Below are 16,401 nucleotides of genomic sequence, written 5' to 3' on the forward strand. Positions count from 1 at the left end.
GGCCGCCGTGCGCGCGGCGGTCGCGGAGATCGACCAGCACGGTTCGGCGCGGCTGCTGTTCGCCCCCGGTCAGTACCGGCTCACCCGGTCCCGGTTCGCGCCGTGGCGTCGGGGTCGGCTCGACTCGATCGCCCTGCCCGGCCTGCCGGTCACCCCGGCGCTGGACACCGGTTGGGACGCGCTGGACCGGGAGTTGGCCGATCTGCTCAACGGCACGCATCCCACCCTGTCCCGGCCGACCGACCGTCCGGCGACGGGTGGCGGTGTCGCCACGCTCGATCGCGCCCCCAACCGGCAGGGTGACCAGCAGGAATCGACCCCGATCGACACCAACGACAGCGGTTCGGATCGGCCGGGGAAGCGATCCCGGTCGCCCCGGAAGTCCAGCCGCAAGCCACGGCAGATGTCGGCGCGATCGATCGAGGACCTACGCGCGGAGCTGTCCACGCGGATCGAGGCCGACCCCCGCTCGATCGACCCCACGTCCGCTGAGTCGATCCGCCGTGCTCTGCACTGCTCCCCCGCCCGTGCGCGGGAGCTGCGCGACACCTACCGCCCGAACCACTGATCGAGGGGACACGAGTCATGAGCGACAACACGACCAACGACATGACCAACGGCCCGATCGACACGGACGGCCTGGAGGAGTCGAACGTCCGCTACCTACCCGCCCGCCGCACCGACCGCACCGAGATCGAGGCGGCCGGGCCGGTCCTGGAAGGCGAGATCGTGACCGCGCGGGAGTTCAACGAGCGGCAGAAGGCGCTGGCGCTCGCCCGGTGGCGCGGCTACCGGCAGGACGTGGTGACCGTCTACCAGGGTGCGCGGACGGTGGTCACCCACCAGCGCACGAAGACCGTGGCGCGGCACCTACTCGCCTACCCGGTCGCCGGGGTCGGTGTGGTGTGGCGTCGGTGGCGGGACGCGCACGGGGTCGGCCGGTACGAGAGGCAGATGCGGGCGGCGGAGATGGCCGGTGACCAGGAGGCTTTGCGGTACTGGCAGGAAGCCGACGTGGCGGAGAAGGAGCGCCGTCACCGTCGGGTGATGGACTGGATGGGCTACCTCAACCCGTGGCTGTGGATCAAGTACGGCACCCTCGCCATCCTCGGGTTCTCCCTGTTCCTGCTGGTTATCGGCATTATCACCGCGATCAACACCGGTGATCTCGCCGACGTCATCGGCCCCATCTCGGCGGTGCTGAACGCGATCGCGTTCATGGTGTGGTTCGTGTCCGCCTACGGCGCGCTCATGCTCACCGGAGCCACCGCGGCGGGCCTGTTCTACCTCTACAGCCAGGGTCGGCGGCATGGTGACGTGCCGGAGTGGTTGCAGGCCCGCACCGCCGAGACCGCGCGGACCGATCTCGCGGTGGACGAGAGCATGATCATGAACGCGTTGCGCAACCTGGGGCACCCGGCGCTGAACAAGAAGTTCAAGGAGGGGTGGGGCTCCACGGTCCAGCCCACGTGGGTGCAGCCGCCGCTGCCGGTCGGGCACGGCTGGGAGTTCGCGTTGCGGCTGCCCGGTGGCGTTCCGGCGACCAGCATCAACGCGCGCAAGTCGGTGCTGGCGCACAACCTGGGCCGCCGCCCGGAAGAGGTGTGGGTCGAGGTCGAGGAGTCCGACCCGATGGCGATGAAAGCGCTGGTCCTGGACCCGGGTTCGCTGCGGGAGTCGGTGCCGGACTACCCGCTTCTCGCGGACCTGTCCAGTGCGCAAACTGACTTCTGGACCGGGTTCCCGGTCGGGATCGACGCCCGGTGGAACGAGGTCACCACGCCGGTGTTCGAACGCAACTTCGTCAAGGCCGGAATCATGGGGTCGGGTAAGTCCACGCTGATCCAGAACGAGTTGGCCGGCGCGGTGCTGGACCCGGTGGTGGACATCGACGTGTTCTGCTTCGCCGAGAACAACGACTTCGAGTGGCTGCGGCCGGTCGCGTCGGTGATCTCGATGGGCGACACCGCCGAGAACGTCGGCGCCTGCATGAATCACATCCACCAGCTCAAGGACAGCCTTGCCGAGCGTGGCCGCCTGCTGCGCGAGTACGGCGAGTACTCGGTGACCCGCGAGATCGCCGAGCGGGACGAGCGGTTGCGGCCCCGGTTCGTGGTGATCGACGAGTGCCAGAGCTTCTTCCGGCAGGACAAGCCCGAGGACCGGCGCGAGCTGGTCAATCTGGTGGTTCGGTTCTACTCGGCGGCCCGCAAGTACGGGATCGTGCTGTGTTTCGCCACTCCCACCCCGTCTGACCAGTCGCTACCGCGTGACCTGGTCGCGGTCACCACGAACAAGGCGTGCTTCGCCATCGGCGACAAGACCCGCAACAACGTCGTCCTGGGCGAGAAGGCGTACGAGAACGGGCTGTCCGCGCTGGAACTCAAGCCGGCCGTGAAGAAGGCAGGGAAGGTCGTCGCGCTCAACGACGTCGGCACCTGCGTCGCGGTCGGGTTCACCGACCAGCCCGGCCTGCTGCGCTCCTACAACCTCACCGACGCCCAGAAAACCGCGATCGTCGCCCGTGGCCTCGAACTGCGCGGTGGCCGGACCCGCCGCCTGGCCGCCGCCGAACCTGAGCAGCGGGACCTGCTCGCCGACGTGGCCGCCGTCCTCGCGCCTGGTGAGGACAAGGTCAAGGCCACCGACGTGTGTGCCCGCCTGCGTGAGCTTGCACCCCACCACCGTCCCTACGCGTCGCTCACCGCTGAGTCGCTGCGTGACCAGCTCGCCGCCCACGGCTGCAAGGTCACCAAGGTCGGCGTCCTCATGGTGTTCACCGACCGTGTCCGCGCCGCTCTCACCAACCGCGAGGGAGGGAACGCGTAGTCGAGACCGGAAACCCGCCCGCAGCCCGCTCACGCGGGCGGGTTCTCCCTCGCCTCCCCCGCTCCCTTCGACCACGAAACCACAGCTCAACGCTGGAGAACACCGCACTGAGGCCAGGAAGGGAATTCTCCCTCTCTGCTAGCGGATTCCCCCGCTGATTCCCTCCCGATTCCCTCACCTGCTGCGGCACCACCTACCCATCGTTAGTCACACAGTGTGACGATCGGTTCGTCACCAGTGCCACAGAAGACGCCCACCGCTTGGGCGCACGCGCTGATGCTGACGGCCAGAACGGAGCACCACCCGTGCACGCCACACCACTACCCGATCCGACCAACCTGGACGCGGTACGCGCCTGGCTGGCCCACCACAGGCCCGACGTAGACGCCGTGCGCGCATGGGGCACACCGTCTACTCGCCGATCTCGCTCCGGTGCCCGCGCTGGGCACTCCGGAGTGGCTGGCGCTGGCCGAACGGGACCCGCGCAAGCTGGCCGCCGCCCTCCGGCCGGCACTGGCCTACCTGATCGAGAGCACCCCGGACGCGATCGCCGCGCGGCTGCGGGACGAGCTGGACTGGTTCGCCACCGAGTGGCGACGCGCGCACAAGGAAGCGTCGGCGGAGATCTCGCGTGCCCGAACGGATCTTGGGTACGGCGTCGGTCCGTCCCACGCCGAACTGGTCCGCCGCCGCCAACTCACGTCCACCGCTCCCTGCGGGGCGTGCGGCACGACCGTGACCCTCGTTCACCCCCTGCCCGCCGAGTACGCGGCTCGACTACCCGACCTGAGTTGGGTCCGCTGCTCCGACTGCCCGCGCGCCGCACGGCTCGCTACCGCACCGAGGAGGGATGCCGCGTGAGCACCGACCTGGAGACGACATTGGCCGCAATCGACCAGGCGGTTGGTGGCTGCCAGAAGTGCGGCCGGGAGCTGGGCGACGACGCGCCGTCGCCGGACTTCTGCTCCGAGACCTGCGGCACTGCGTGGCGGGACGCTCAGGCCGACACTGTGCCGGTTGACAACGGCCAGCGGCCCAGTGACGAGATGCCAGAGCAGGCACCGGAGCGGCCGTTGACGTGGCTCGCACCGACACCCCCCGAACTGCGGCCGGGTAACGAAGTACTGGACGACGTGACCGCGTTCCTGAACCGATTCGTGGTGTTCCCCGACGAGCACTGTGCGCCGACGATCGCGCTGTGGTTCGCCCACACGCACGCGGCGGACCGGTTCTACATCACCCCGCGCCTGATCCTCGACTCAGCCGAACCGGGGTCGGGCAAGACCCGCGTTCTTGAGGTGGCGTCGCTGCTGGTGCACGCGCCAGAGTCCACCATCTCCACCACCCCGGCCGCGCTGTTCCGGCTGGTGTCGGCCAGCAGGATCACGATCCTGTTCGACGAAGTCGACACCGTGTTCAACAACAAGGGAGGCAACGAAGACCTTCGCGGCCTGCTCAATGCCGGCTACAAGCAGGGCGCGACCGTCACCCGGTGTGCCGGGGACGCCAAGGCCATAAAGATCGAGCGGTTCCCTGTGTTCGCGCCGGTCGCACTCGGCGGCATCGCCGGGAACATGCCGGACACGATCACCACGCGGGCGGTCACCGTCCACATGCGCCGCCGCCGCGCTGACCAGAAGGTTGAACAGTTCCGGCAACGCACGGCAGAGCGGGACGCCCGGCCGATCCGGGAAGCTCTCGCGGCCTGGATCGCGTCGGTGGCCGACGAGATCGGCGAAGCCATGCCTGCACTCCCGGATGGTGTGGTGGACCGCTCAGCGGAGATCTGGGAACCCCTGATCGCGATCGCCGACGCGGCGGGTGGGCACTGGCCGGAGACCGCACGGAAGGCGTGCGCACACTTCGTGCTCCGCAACTCCCAACCGGTCACCAACGGCGTGCGGCTGCTGGCCGACCTCCGCACCGTCTTCCGTCGTCACAACACGGACAGGCTTGCGACCAAGGCCCTGCTTGTCGATCTCGTCAACCTGGAAGAGGCCCCGTGGGGCGACCTGGACGGCAAGGGCCGACAGCTCGACGGCCGCCGCCTGGCCAGCGAGCTTTCCCGCTACAGCGTCGGCCCCGTCGCGTTCAAGGACGACACCAACACCACCGTCAAGGGCTACGTCACCTACCCCACGAAAGACCAGGTCGGCCTGACCGACGCCTGGGACCGCTACCTGCCCGCCGCCACGTCAGGCACCGGCACGGAGGGGGACGCGTCAGCATGAAGCGCGAGTTGCTGAAAGTCGCGGAATTCTGCACAGAATGGAAGATCGCCCGTTCCACCTTCTATGAGTGGCTGGCGAAAGGTGAGGCACCGCGCGTCTTCAAACTGCCGAATGGTCAGCTCCGAATTGATCGGCGAGACATCGAAGCGTGGGCATCGTCTCACCAGATCGGCCAGGTGGCGTGATGGCAACTTCGTTCAAGGTGCGAATCTGGGGCATCGGCGTTTACGAGGGTAAGCGAAAGACGACCTACCAAGCCCGTTGGGCTGTCAACGGGAAAGCATTCAAGGAGTATTTCGCCACACGGAAGCTGGCCGACGGGTTCCGGTCAAAGTTGCTGACGGCAGCACGGGAAGGCGTTGCGTTCGACGTTGAGTCGGGCCTGCCCGTCACGATGCTTCAGACGAAGCAGACCAAGACACCGTGGTTTGACTTCGCGTGCGCGTACATGGACATGAAGTGGCCCACCTCGTCGCCAGGGCACCGGAAGTCAACCGCTGACGCTTTGGTGCCTATCACGGTGGCGATGCTCCGCAACCCACCCACTGATAAGAGCGAAGCGGAGAAGCTGCGGAAGACGCTACGCCAGGCGTTCAACGTCAACACGCGACCACCGACCGAAGAGACACGGTGGATTTCGCGCAACAGTCGTGCTGTGAACGACCTGGCGAAACCAGACGCGTTGCGCGCATTGCTCGGCAGTATTGACAAGAAGCTGGACGGGAAACGCGCGGCACAGGACACTATTCGCCTACGTCGGATCACGCTCGGGAACGCGCTCGATTTCGCCGTTGAGCGGAAGGTGCTCAACGAGAATCCACTCAAGGAAATCAAGGTCTCCAAGGTGAAGACCGTTGTGCATGAGGTGGATCGGCGCTGTGTCGCGAACCCGGTTCAGGCACGGACGCTTCTGCGGGCCGTTGACGACGTGAGTCGTCGACTGGTCGCGTTCTTCGGGCTGATGTACTTCGCCGCACTGCGACCCGAGGAAGCGGCCAACCTTGGCAAGACGAACCTGGCGATACCGGACGAGGGCTGGGGCGAGATCTTCCTGCAGTCGGCAGCACCGGAGATCGGCGCGGAGTGGACCGACAGCGGGGAGCGAAGCGAGGCACGTGGACTCAAGCACCGCGAGGCCGGCACAGGACGGACCGTGCCATGTTCGCCGGAACTGACCGCGATCCTGCATCGGCACCTGGACACGCACGGCACCGCGCCGGACGGCCGGCTGTTCTGGGGCACCCGTGGGGGTGGCCGGCTGCCCAGCTCGGTCTACGGCCGCGTGTGGGCCAAGGCGCGCGAGGCAGCGTTCACGCCGGAAGTCGTCGCGTCGCCACTCGCCAAACGGCCCTATGACCTGCGTCACGCAGCGGTGTCGACATGGCTCAACGCTGGCGTCGAGGCGACCAGGGTCGCCGAGTGGGCAGGGCACAGCGTCGCCGTGCTGCTGCGGGTCTACGCCAAGTGCCTTGACGGAGGTGAGCAGGCCGCGCGAGCCAAGGTTCAGCAGGCCATGACCGGCTGAAAACTTGGGCACGTATTAGGCACAACCAGCCGTAGACGATCAGCTACGACCGGACACAACCGGACAACACACGAACGGCCCGCTGACCTGTTTTACCTGGTCAGTGGGCCGTTTTAGCATGTGGTGGCGGGTGCAGGGTTCGAACCTGCGTAGCTTGCGCGACAGATTTACAGTCTGCTCCCTTTGACCACTCGGGCAACCCGCCAGGAGCGTCCGATCTGTTCGGACGGGCGAAACCATACCGAACGGGTTCGCGGGCCTGCCAACCGGTATCCCTCTCAGCGGTAGGCTCGCCCGGGTACCTGACACGTGGCTCGAGAGGTGAGACTGGTGGCGGATCCGTCCTTCGACGTGGTGAGCAAGGTTGACCGGCAGGAGGTCGACAACGCGCTCAACCAGGCGAGCAAGGAGCTGTCCACGCGCTTCGACTTCCGGGGTACCGGGGCGTCCGTCAAGTGGGCCGGTGAGGAGGCCATCACCATCGAGGCGGAGACCGAGGAGCGGTGCAAGGCCGCGATTGACGTGTTCAAGGACAAGCTGGTCAAGCGGCAGATCTCGCTCAAGGCGTTCGAGGTGGGTGAGCCGAGTGTCTCCGGCAAGATCTACAAGGTGACCGGCAGCATCGTGCAGGGCATCTCGTCGGAGAACGCCAAGAAGATCGCCAAGAAGATCCGGGACGAGGCGCCCAAGGGCGTGCAGGCGCAGATCCAGGGCGACCAGCTGCGGGTGTCCGGCAAGAAGAAGGACCACCTGCAGGAGGTCATCCAGCTGCTGAAGTCGTCCGACTTCGGCATCGCCCTCCAGTTCACCAACTACCGATGAAGGGCATCGTCCTCGCGGGGGGCAGTGGGACCCGGCTGCATCCGATCACGCAGGCGGTCTCCAAGCAGCTCCTGCCGGTGTACGACAAGCCGATGATCTACTACCCGCTGTCGGTGCTCATGCTGGCCGGCATCCGGGACATCCTGGTCATCACCACGCCCCAGGACATGCCGAGCTTCCAGCGGCTGCTGGGCACCGGCAACCAGTGGGGCGTCGAGCTGTCCTACGCCGAGCAGCCCCAGCCGAACGGCCTGGCCGAGGCGTTCATCATCGGCGAGACCTTCGTCGGCGACGACGACGTGGCCCTGGTGCTCGGCGACAACATCTTCTTCGGCGCGGACTTCTCCGCGGTCATGCACGAGCACGTCGACGGCCTCGACGGCGCGGTCCTGTTCGGCTACCCGGTCAAGGACCCCCAGCGCTACGGCGTGGGCGAGGTCGACGAGACGGGCAAGCTGCTGTCGATCGAGGAGAAGCCCGCCAAGCCGAAGTCGAACCGGGCGATCACGGGCCTGTACTTCTACGACAACGAGGTGGTGGAGATCGCGAAGGGCCTGAAGCCGTCGGCCCGCGGCGAGCTCGAGATCACCGACGTGAACATGAACTACCTGCGGCAGGGACGTGCCCGGCTGCTGGACCTGGGCCGCGGCTTCGCGTGGCTGGACACCGGCACGCACGACTCGCTGCTGGAGGCCGGCCAGTTCGTGCAGGTCCTGGAGCACCGGACGGGCGTGCGCATCGCCTGCCTGGAGGAGATCGCCATGGACAACGGCTTCATCAGCCCGGACGACTGCTACGCCCTGGGCAGCAAACTGGCCAAGTCCGGCTACGGCGACTACGTGATGGAGGTCGCCCTCGCCGCCGGCGCCACCGGCTGATCTCCCCCGCGTTCCGGCCCGGTATCCCGTGTGAATGCCGGGCCGTCATTTTTTCACCCATCTTTCAGCACTGCGGGATTTCCCAAACCGGACAGCGGCTTCGGTAACACGGCCGTTGGTCCTGTCGACTCTCCTGGCATCACTCCGGAGGTCGATATGGACATTGCTGAACGCACCCAGGCGTTGGCGCTGAAGATTCGGAAGCAGAAGGCGGGCATCCAGACGGAGGAAGCGACCAAGAACGCCTTCGTCATGCCGTTCATCAGCACCGTGCTCGGTTACGACGTGTTCAATCCGGCCGAGGTGATTCCCGAGTTCACCGCGGACGTGGGCACCAAGAAAGGCGAGAAGATCGACTACGCCGTCGCGCACGACGGGAAGATCCAGCTGCTGGTCGAGGTCAAGAAGATCAACGATCCGCTCCGGATCGAGCACGCCTCACAGCTGTTCCGCTACTTCGCGGTGACCTACGCCCGGATCGCCGTGCTCACCAACGGCGAGGTCTACCAGTTCTACACGGACCTCGACGCGCCCAACCGCATGGACGCCAAACCGTTCCTGGTCCTCGACTTCTCCGCGCTCGACGAGACGCTCCTGCCCGAGCTGGCCAAGCTCACGAAGGAGTCGTTCGACCTCGACTCCGTGATCAGTGCCGCGGGCGAGCTCAAGTACATCGGCCAGCTGAAGCGGGTTCTCGCTGCGCAGTTCAAGGAGCCCGAGGACGACTGGGTCCGATTCCTGACCACCCGCGTGTACGAGGGGTCGTTCACGCAACGGGTGCGGGAGCAGTTCGTCCCCCTCGTCACCAAGGCGGCGCGCCAGTTCCTGAACGAGCAGGTCAACGACCGGCTCAAGAACGCGCTCGGCGGCCCGGACTCCTATGTGAGCGTCTCGAAGGACGCGGTCGAGGCCGAGCCTGCCGCCGAAGAAAGCGCGGCGGACGTCGTCGGTGATGTGATCACCACCGAGGAGGAAATCGAGGGCTACCGGATCGTGCGGGCGATTGTCTGCAGTGAGGTGCCGGTTTCCCGGGTGATCGCCCGGGACACCAAGACCTACTGCGGGATATTGCTCGACGACAACAACCGCAAGCCCATCGCGCGGCTCTGGCTCAACCGGTCGAAGAAGTACCTCGGCGTGTTCGACGAGCACAAAATGGAGACACGTCTTCCCATCGCTGACGTCCAGGAGATCTACCAGCACGCCGACTACCTGAGAAAGACCGTGGCCAGGTATTTGGCCAGACCTGCTTCTGCCGACGAGGAACCCGTTCCGCCGGCCGGCCCGGTTCTCGCGGACTGATTGTCGAGAAGGTCCGGCGCGGACGCCGGACCTTCTCAACGCAGGCCGTTGCGGCGGGCCATTTCTTCCAGGCGGCGGATGCGGTCCGGGATCGGCGGGTGGGTCGAGAAGAGACGGGCCATCTGCTCACCCGGACGGAACGGGTTGGCGATCATCAGGTGGGACTGGGACACCACCTGTGGCTCCGGGGCGAGTGGGGCCCGTGCCGTGCCGTACTCCAGCTTTCGCAGTGCGGACGCCAGTGCCAGTGGGTCGCCGGTCAGCTCGGAGCCTGACGCGTCTGCCTGGTACTCGCGGGAGCGGCTCACCGCCATCTGCACTATGCCCGCCGCCACCGGGCCCAGGATTGCCAGTAGCAGCATGGTCAGTGGGTTCGGGCGGTCGTCGTCGCCGCCGAAGAAGCCCGCGAACATGGCCAGGTTGGCCAGCACGCTCACCACGCTCGCCAGGGCGCCCGCCACGCAGGAGATGAGGATGTCGCGGTTGTACACGTGCGACAGTTCGTGGCCCAGCACCGCGCGTAGTTCGCGTTCGTCCAGTAGTTCCAGGATGCCGGTGGTGCAGCAGACCGCCGCGTTGCGCGGGTTCCTTCCGGTCGCGAACGCGTTCGGGGCCATGGTGGGACTCACGTACAGGCTCGGCATCGGCTGGCGGGCCGAAGTGGCCAGCTCCCGCACCATCCGGTACATCGCCGGTTGTTCCGCCTGCGACACCGGTCTGGCGCGCATCGCCTTCAGCGCCAGCTTGTCCGAGTTGAAGTAGGCGTACCCGTTCATCAGCAGGGCGACCGCGAGACCGATGAACAACGCACCACGCCCGAAAAGCCCGCTGATCAGGATGATCAGCGCGCTCATGCCGCCGAGCAGCAACGCGGTCTTCAGCCCGTTGTAGTGCTTGTGCACTTCTACGCCTCCGTGACGTCGCTTTCACCCCGAATAACGGATCACTGAGGTCGAAGGTTCCCGCCGCGTCGGCGAATCCGCAGGTCAGTTGCCTGTCTCGCCCCTGCGCCAGTACGTTGTCGGCCGTACCCTGGACCGCTCGTAGCCACGATCGGTCAGCAGGTGCTGACGCAGCGCCACCATCGACGCCCGCTCCCCCGCCAGCCACGCGTCCACCCGGCCGGCCGGCAGCTCGGCGGCCGCCACCGCCCGGGCCAGCAGGTCGTCCGTGCCGTCCCGGTGCAGCCACGTCACCTCAGCCGGCAGGGGCTGCTCCTCCTCGGCGTTGTCAACCTCGACGAACACCCGCACCGGCACGTCCGGGTGCAGCACCCGCAGGATCGCCGTGATCGCGGGCAGCGCGGTCTCGTCGCCGGCCAGCAGGTGCCAGTCGGCCGCCGGGTCGGGCTGGTAGGCGGGGGACGGGCCGACGAAGATCAGCCGGTCGCCGGGGGCCGCCCGCTTCGCCCAGTCCGAGGCCGGGCCCGCGTCGGCGTGCAGCACGAAGTCGAAGTCGAGCTCGCACGCGCCCCGGTCGTAGCGGCTCACCGTGTACGTCCTGGTCAGCGGCCGGACCTGGGACCACATGCCGCGCGCGGACTCCAGGGTCAGCGGCTCCGGCAGCTCGACGTCGTCGGGGTAGAAGTAGAGCATCACGTTCTGGTCGGTGCCGGCGTAGGCGAAGTCGGCGAGGTCGGGGCCGCCGACGGTGACCCTGGTCATCCGGGGCGTCAGCCGCACCACCCGCACCACCGGGACCCGCCACAACTTCGTCTGCTGCCGGCGCGAACGCCTGCTCACGGTCGTGTTCATCGCGCCCATCCTCTCACCGCCCTATCGTTCGACCGCATGTACGAGGGGTTGGGGACACAGGCACGCCGGCTGGCGGCGGGGTCGACGACGTCGGTCGAGCTGACCCGCGCGGCACTCGACCGGGCCGAGGCGACGGCCCGAGCAGGCCGCGTCACCGCTTGCTCGGCGGCCCTATGACCTCGTCACGCCGCTGTGTCGACATGGCTTGCGGCCGCCGCGCCCGTGGCTGAGGTCGCGGAGCGGGCCGGGCACACGGTCGAGGTCTTGTCGAAGGTCTACGCTCGGTGCCTCGACGGGTCTCGCTCGACGTCCAACGAGCGGATCGACCGCCTGTTTGCGCAGGTTACTGACCCGCACTGAGCGGCACCCTGTTCCGTGGCTGTTCCGTGGACACCGCCAACCAACCACTGTCATCGACAGAGTGCCACAGACGACTCTGCCAGCGCCGGTGTACCGAAACCGCTGATGAGCAGCGGATTCGGGCCTGACGCTGGCCGAGGAGTCTTTACAGGGAGTGACCGGGTCAGTCGCGGATTTCCAGCGTGCAGCACTTGGGGCCGCCGCCGGACTTTCGTAGTTCGGAGATGTCCACGAAGGTTGGGTCGTAGCCTTCGTTGATCAGTTGGTCGGCCAGGTGGGTGGCTTCGATGGGGAGTACGACGTTGCGGCCGTCGGAGACGCCGTTCAGGCCGAGGCATTCCGCGTCGGCGGTGGTGGCGATCACCGCGTTCGGGAACAGGTGGTTCAGGACGCGTTGGGAGCCCGGGGAGAAGGCGTCCGGGTAGTAGGCGATGTGGGCCGGGCGGGTGGGGCTCGCCTCCTCGAGGACGAACAGGGCCGTGTCCAGGTGGTAGTAGCGGGGGTCGACCAACCGCAGTGAGACCACGGGGACGCCGAGGACCTCCTGGGCTTCGGCGTGGGCGGCCGGGTCGGTGCGGAAGCCCGTGCCTGCCAGCAGGAACTGGCCGGTCCACGCGAAGTCGCCCTCGGCCTCGTTGGTGGCTGTGGGCATGACCACGTCGCGGTAGCCGTGGTCGGCGAACCAGCGGCGGAAGTGGTCGGCCTCGGCGGTGCGCTGCCGGGCACGAAACCGGGCGCCCAGGACGCGGCCGTGGACCACGGTGCCCGAGTTGGCCGCGAAGACCATGTCGGGCAGGCCGGGGACCGGGCGGATGGTGTCGACGCGGTGGCCGAGGCGGCGGTAGGTGTCCGCCAGCTCGGTCCACTGCTTGACCGCGAGCTCGGCGCTGACCGGTTCGTCCGGGTTCATCCACGGGTTGATCGAGTACTCCACGGCGAAGTACTTGGGCTCGCACATCAGGTAGCGACGCCTGGTCTGCTCGCGGCCATTCATGATTCATAATGTAAATCCGGCCCTGACCGGCGATCAATGTCGCACTAGTGCCGTGTAAGCGGCAGTATGTTGCGTGTGGACGTGATAGATCAGCGAATCATTTCGCAGCTGGTGTCCGACGCGCGCCGAAGCTACTCGGAGATCGGCAAGGTGGTCGGGCTGTCGGCACCCGCGGTGAAGCGGCGGGTGGACCGGCTGCTGGACGCCGGGGTGCTGCGGGGCTTCACCGCCGTGGTCAACCCGGAGGCGCTCGGGTGGGGCACGGAGGCGTTCGTCGAGGTCCACTGCATCGGGAACGTGACGCCGGACCGCATTCGCGCGCGGTTGCTGCCGCTGCCGGAGGTGGTCGCGGCCTACACGGTGTCCGGCGCGGCCGACGCGATCGTCCACCTGCGGGCGGGGAACATCCACCACCTCGAGGACGCGTTGGAGCGGCTGCGGGCCGTCGACATGATCGACCGGACGGTGTCGACGGTGGTGTTGTCGACGCTGCTGGAGCGGCCACCGGCGCCGGAGGTGAGCTGAGTGGGGTGGGCCGGTGGTTCCGCGAGGCGCGGCGGCGTCGTCGTGGGTGTTCTACCCTCGTTGGGGAGGGTCTTTCGGGGGTGCACGTCTTAGGGTCCTCCCATGAGTGTCTTGCTTGAGCCGCGCGACGGGGTCGGGGTCATCACGATCGACCTTCCCGAGCGGCGGAACTCCCTCACCATCGACATGTCTGCCCAGCTCGTCGAGCATGTGGCCGCCTGTGAGGGGGACGACGCCGTCTCCGCGATCGTGGTCACCGGGGCGCCGCCTGCCTTCTGCGCCGGGGCTGATCTCACGGCACTCGGGGAGGCTCGTGAGGACGGGTTGCGGGCCATCTACGCCGGGTTTCTCGCCGTGGCTCGGTCCTCGTTGCCGACTGTCGCGGCTGTCAACGGGGCCGCGGTCGGGGCGGGGCTCAACCTCGCGCTCGCCTGCGACGTGCGGCTGGCGGGGCCCAAGGCTCGTTTCGACGCGCGGTTCCTCCAGCTGGGGCTGCACCCGGGTGGGGGCATGACCTGGATGGCCCAGCGGATCGTCGGGCCGCAGGTCGCCGCCGCCATGACGCTGTTCGGGCAGGTGCTCGACGCGGACGCGGCCGTCGCGGTCGGGTTGGCGTTCGCCAGGGTCGAGGACGTGGTCGCGGCGGCGGTCGAGTTCGCTCAGCCGGCCGTCAAGGCGCCGCGGGACCTTCTGCTCGCCACCAAGCGCACGCTCCGCACGACCGCCGCCCACGACCGGCACGAGGACGCCGTCGAGACGGAACTGGTCGCGCAGGTCGCGTCGATGGACTCACCTGCCTTCGCCGAGTTGCTCGAAGCCATGCGGGCGCGGATATCCCGCCATGCGTGACGCGGGTCTCGGCATGTGAGATCCGACTTTGTGATGTGTGCCGCGAATATCCTGTGGACCAAGGCGACCATTAGTTAGGCACGACTACCCTCGAAAAGAGCGCACGTAGCCGTGCGAGGGGAGGGACCACCACAGCAATGACCACCAGCGTCAACGGCGGCGGCCGGGCCACCAGGGTCACCAAGCTCGACCGGGTCGTGATCAGGTTCGCCGGCGACTCGGGTGACGGGATGCAGCTCACCGGCGACCGGTTCACCTCCGAGGCAGCCGCGTTCGGCAACGACCTCGCCACGCTGCCCAACTTCCCCGCCGAGATCCGCGCCCCCGCGGGGACCCTGCCGGGGGTCTCGTCGTTCCAGCTGCACTTCGCCGACTACGACATCCTCACCCCGGGCGACCGGCCGGACGTCCTCGTGGCCATGAACCCGGCCGCGCTCAAGGCCAACATCGGTGACCTACCCGTCGGGGGCACGGTCATCGTCAACACCGACGAGTTCAGCAAGCGCAACCTCACCAAGGTCGGCTACGACGCCAACCCGCTCGAGGACGACTCGCTGTCCAACTTCCAGGTCCACGCGGTCGCCATGGCCACCCTCACCCAGGGCGCGCTGGAGGGCACCGGCCTGTCGAAGAAGGACGCCGAGCGCTGCAAGAACATGTTCGCGCTCGGGCTGCTGTCGTGGATGTACCACCGGCCCACCGAGGGCACCGAACGCTTCCTGCGTGAGAAGTTCGCCCGCAAGCCCGACATCGCCGAGGCCAACGTGCTCGCCTTCCGGGCGGGCTGGAACTACGGCGAGACGACCGAGGCGTTCGCGGTCACGTTCCAGGTGCCGCCGGCCCAGTTCCCCGCCGGCACCTACCGCCAGATCACCGGCAACGCGGCGCTCGCCTACGGGATCGTCGCCGCCGGGCAGTGCTCCGGGCTGCCCGTCTTCCTCGGCAGCTACCCGATCACGCCGGCGTCGGACATCCTGCACGAGCTGTCCAAGCACAAGAACTTCAACGTGACGACCATGCAGGCCGAGGACGAGATCGCGGGTGTCGGTGCGGCGTTGGGTGCGGCCTACGGCGGCTCCCTGGGGGTCACGACCACCTCGGGGCCGGGGTTGGCGTTGAAGGCGGAGACGATCGGGCTCGCGGTCATGGCCGAGCTGCCGCTGCTGGTGATCGACGTGCAGCGGGGCGGCCCGTCGACGGGGTTGCCGACCAAGACCGAGCAAGCCGACCTGCTGCAGGCCATGTACGGGCGCAACGGCGAGTCGCCCCTGCCGATCATCGCGCCCAACTCCCCCGGCGACTGCTTCGACGCGGTCCTCGATGCGACGCGGATCGCGCTGAAGTACCGCACGCCCGTGCTGCTGCTCTCCGACGGCTCCATCGCCAACGGGTCCGAGCCGTGGCTCGTCCCGCAGGTCGATGACCTGCCGGACCTGCACGTGAAGTTCGCGACCGAGCCCAACGCGCTCGACGGCAGCGACGAGCACTGGCCGTACGTCCGCGACACCGAGACGCTCGCCCGCCAGTGGGCCATTCCGGGCACGCCGGGGCTGCAGCACCGCATCGGCGGGCTGGAGAAGGCAGACGGCAAGGGCAGCATCTCCTACGACCCGGACAACCACGACCGCATGGTCCGGCTGCGGCAGGCGAAGGTGGACGGCGTCGAGGTGCCGGACCTCGTCGTCGACGACCCCACCGGTGACGCGCGCGTGCTGGTACTGGGTTGGGGCTCGAGCTACGGGCCGATCGGCGCCGGCTGCCGGCGGGTGCGCGGGCAGGGGATGGCGATCGCGCAGGCGCACCTGCGGCACCTCAACCCGTTCCCGAAGAACCTCCGCGAGGTGCTGAACCGTTACGACCGGGTCGTCGTGCCCGAGATGAACATGGGGCAGTTGGCGCTCCTGCTGCGCGGCAGGTACCTGGTGGACGTCAAGTCGTACACCAAGGTCGCCGGGCTGCCGTTCAAGGCGGAGGAACTGCAACACGTCTTCACCGAACACGTTGAAGGGGTTGGCGAATGACCGCGGTCGATCTGGGGCTTCCGTCGCTGGGCGGACTCGACCTGGTCCCCACCGACGACGCGCCGCAGAAGGCGAAGGATTTCAAGTCGGATCAGGAGGTGCGTTGGTGTCCCGGGTGCGGGGACTACGTGGTGCTCAACGCCATGCAATCCTTCCTACCCACACTCGGACTGAAACGCGAAAACATCGTCTTCATCTCCGGAATCGGCTGCTCCTCCCGCTTCCCCTACTACATGAACACCTACGGCATGCACTCCATCCACGGACGCGCACCCGCCATCGCCACCGGCCTCGCCGTCACCCGACCCGAC

15 protein-coding genes, 1 tRNA gene and 2 pseudogenes are annotated in these 16,401 nt (G+C 67.7%); 14 read left to right on the plus strand and 4 right to left on the minus strand.

Annotated elements, in window-relative coordinates; all coding sequences use genetic code 11:
- The 6 genes and pseudogenes from ACJ73U_RS23535 to ACJ73U_RS23560 form a co-directional block, all read left to right on the plus strand.
- Positions 1–568 (plus strand): annotated as a pseudogene (locus tag ACJ73U_RS23535) (hypothetical protein); the annotation flags it as partial.
- A 17-nt stretch (positions 569–585) separates the two neighbouring features.
- On the plus strand, positions 586–2,829 hold the full coding sequence (locus ACJ73U_RS23540; RefSeq protein WP_407779855.1) for a hypothetical protein: 2,244 nt from the start codon (positions 586–588) through the stop codon (positions 2,827–2,829).
- Positions 2,830–3,261: 432 nt separating this feature from the next.
- Positions 3,262–3,690 (plus strand): hypothetical protein, encoded by a 429-nt coding sequence (locus ACJ73U_RS23545; RefSeq protein WP_407779856.1) that lies wholly within the window; start codon positions 3,262–3,264, stop codon positions 3,688–3,690.
- Positions 3,687–5,060, plus strand: coding sequence for a DUF3631 domain-containing protein (locus tag ACJ73U_RS23550; RefSeq protein ID WP_407779857.1), 1,374 nt, complete (start codon positions 3,687–3,689; stop codon positions 5,058–5,060). The genes ACJ73U_RS23545 and ACJ73U_RS23550 overlap by 4 nt, the downstream gene beginning before the upstream one ends.
- On the plus strand, positions 5,057–5,245 hold the full coding sequence (locus ACJ73U_RS23555; RefSeq protein WP_407779858.1) for a helix-turn-helix transcriptional regulator: 189 nt from the start codon (positions 5,057–5,059) through the stop codon (positions 5,243–5,245). Before ACJ73U_RS23550 ends, ACJ73U_RS23555 begins: the two co-directional genes overlap by 4 nt.
- Positions 5,245–6,585 (plus strand): tyrosine-type recombinase/integrase, encoded by a 1,341-nt coding sequence (locus ACJ73U_RS23560; protein ID WP_407779859.1) that lies wholly within the window; start codon positions 5,245–5,247, stop codon positions 6,583–6,585. The genes ACJ73U_RS23555 and ACJ73U_RS23560 overlap by 1 nt, the downstream gene beginning before the upstream one ends.
- A 121-nt stretch (positions 6,586–6,706) precedes the next feature.
- Here ACJ73U_RS23560 and ACJ73U_RS23565 read toward each other — a convergent pair.
- A tRNA-Tyr gene (locus tag ACJ73U_RS23565) sits at positions 6,707–6,790 on the minus strand.
- A gap of 125 nt (positions 6,791–6,915) precedes the next feature.
- Between ACJ73U_RS23565 and ACJ73U_RS23570 the strand changes: the two genes are divergently transcribed.
- The 3 genes from ACJ73U_RS23570 to ACJ73U_RS23580 are packed head-to-tail and all read left to right on the plus strand — an operon-like array spanning position 6,916 to position 9,587.
- Positions 6,916–7,407: a YajQ family cyclic di-GMP-binding protein gene (locus ACJ73U_RS23570; RefSeq protein WP_407779860.1), complete on the plus strand. Its 492-nt coding sequence runs from the start codon at positions 6,916–6,918 to the stop codon at positions 7,405–7,407.
- Positions 7,404–8,285 carry a glucose-1-phosphate thymidylyltransferase RfbA gene (rfbA, locus tag ACJ73U_RS23575; protein WP_407779861.1) on the plus strand — a complete coding sequence of 294 codons (882 nt, stop codon included), beginning with the start codon at positions 7,404–7,406 and terminating at the stop codon, positions 8,283–8,285. The genes ACJ73U_RS23570 and rfbA overlap by 4 nt, the downstream gene beginning before the upstream one ends.
- A 30-nt stretch (positions 8,286–8,315) precedes the next feature.
- Entirely contained in the window at positions 8,316–9,587 is a 1,272-nt protein-coding gene (locus ACJ73U_RS23580) for a type I restriction endonuclease (RefSeq protein ID WP_407779862.1), read from the plus strand.
- Between the two features lie 35 nt (positions 9,588–9,622).
- Here the strand turns inward: ACJ73U_RS23580 and htpX are convergent, their stop codons facing one another.
- Together htpX and ACJ73U_RS23590 are read right to left on the minus strand one after the other, a co-directional pair.
- Positions 9,623–10,489: a zinc metalloprotease HtpX gene (gene htpX / locus ACJ73U_RS23585; RefSeq protein ID WP_407779863.1), complete on the minus strand. Its 867-nt coding sequence runs from the start codon at positions 10,487–10,489 to the stop codon at positions 9,623–9,625.
- Positions 10,490–10,573: 84 nt separating this feature from the next.
- On the minus strand, positions 10,574–11,341 hold the full coding sequence (locus ACJ73U_RS23590; RefSeq protein ID WP_407779864.1) for a siderophore-interacting protein: 768 nt from the start codon (positions 11,339–11,341) through the stop codon (positions 10,574–10,576).
- 36 nt (positions 11,342–11,377) lie between these two features.
- Between ACJ73U_RS23590 and ACJ73U_RS23595 the strand changes: the two genes are divergently transcribed.
- Positions 11,378–11,518, plus strand: a complete 141-nt coding sequence (locus ACJ73U_RS23595) for a hypothetical protein (protein ID WP_407779865.1) — start codon at positions 11,378–11,380, stop codon at positions 11,516–11,518.
- Between the two features lie 346 nt (positions 11,519–11,864).
- Here ACJ73U_RS23595 and ddaH read toward each other — a convergent pair whose 3' ends face one another.
- Positions 11,865–12,695 carry a dimethylargininase gene (ddaH, locus tag ACJ73U_RS23600; RefSeq protein ID WP_407779866.1) on the minus strand — a complete coding sequence of 277 codons (831 nt, stop codon included), beginning with the start codon at positions 12,693–12,695 and terminating at the stop codon, positions 11,865–11,867.
- A gap of 75 nt (positions 12,696–12,770) precedes the next feature.
- On the opposite strand from ddaH, the gene ACJ73U_RS23605 reads away from it, so the two are divergent.
- From ACJ73U_RS23605 to ACJ73U_RS23620, 4 genes and pseudogenes are all read left to right on the plus strand, one after another.
- Positions 12,771–13,220, plus strand: coding sequence for an Lrp/AsnC family transcriptional regulator (locus tag ACJ73U_RS23605; protein ID WP_407779867.1), 450 nt, complete (start codon positions 12,771–12,773; stop codon positions 13,218–13,220).
- Positions 13,221–13,322: 102 nt separating this feature from the next.
- On the plus strand, positions 13,323–14,069 hold the full coding sequence (locus tag ACJ73U_RS23610; RefSeq protein WP_407779868.1) for an enoyl-CoA hydratase: 747 nt from the start codon (positions 13,323–13,325) through the stop codon (positions 14,067–14,069).
- A gap of 137 nt (positions 14,070–14,206) precedes the next feature.
- Entirely contained in the window at positions 14,207–16,090 is a 1,884-nt protein-coding gene (locus ACJ73U_RS23615) for a 2-oxoacid:acceptor oxidoreductase subunit alpha (protein WP_407779869.1), read from the plus strand.
- Positions 16,087–16,401, plus strand: a pseudogene (locus ACJ73U_RS23620) (2-oxoacid:ferredoxin oxidoreductase subunit beta); the annotation flags it as partial. The gene ACJ73U_RS23615 and the pseudogene ACJ73U_RS23620, both read left to right, overlap by 4 nt.

The sequence above is a fragment of the Actinophytocola sp. genome (assembly GCF_045807065.1).
Lineage (GTDB): Bacteria > Actinomycetota > Actinomycetes > Mycobacteriales > Pseudonocardiaceae > Actinophytocola.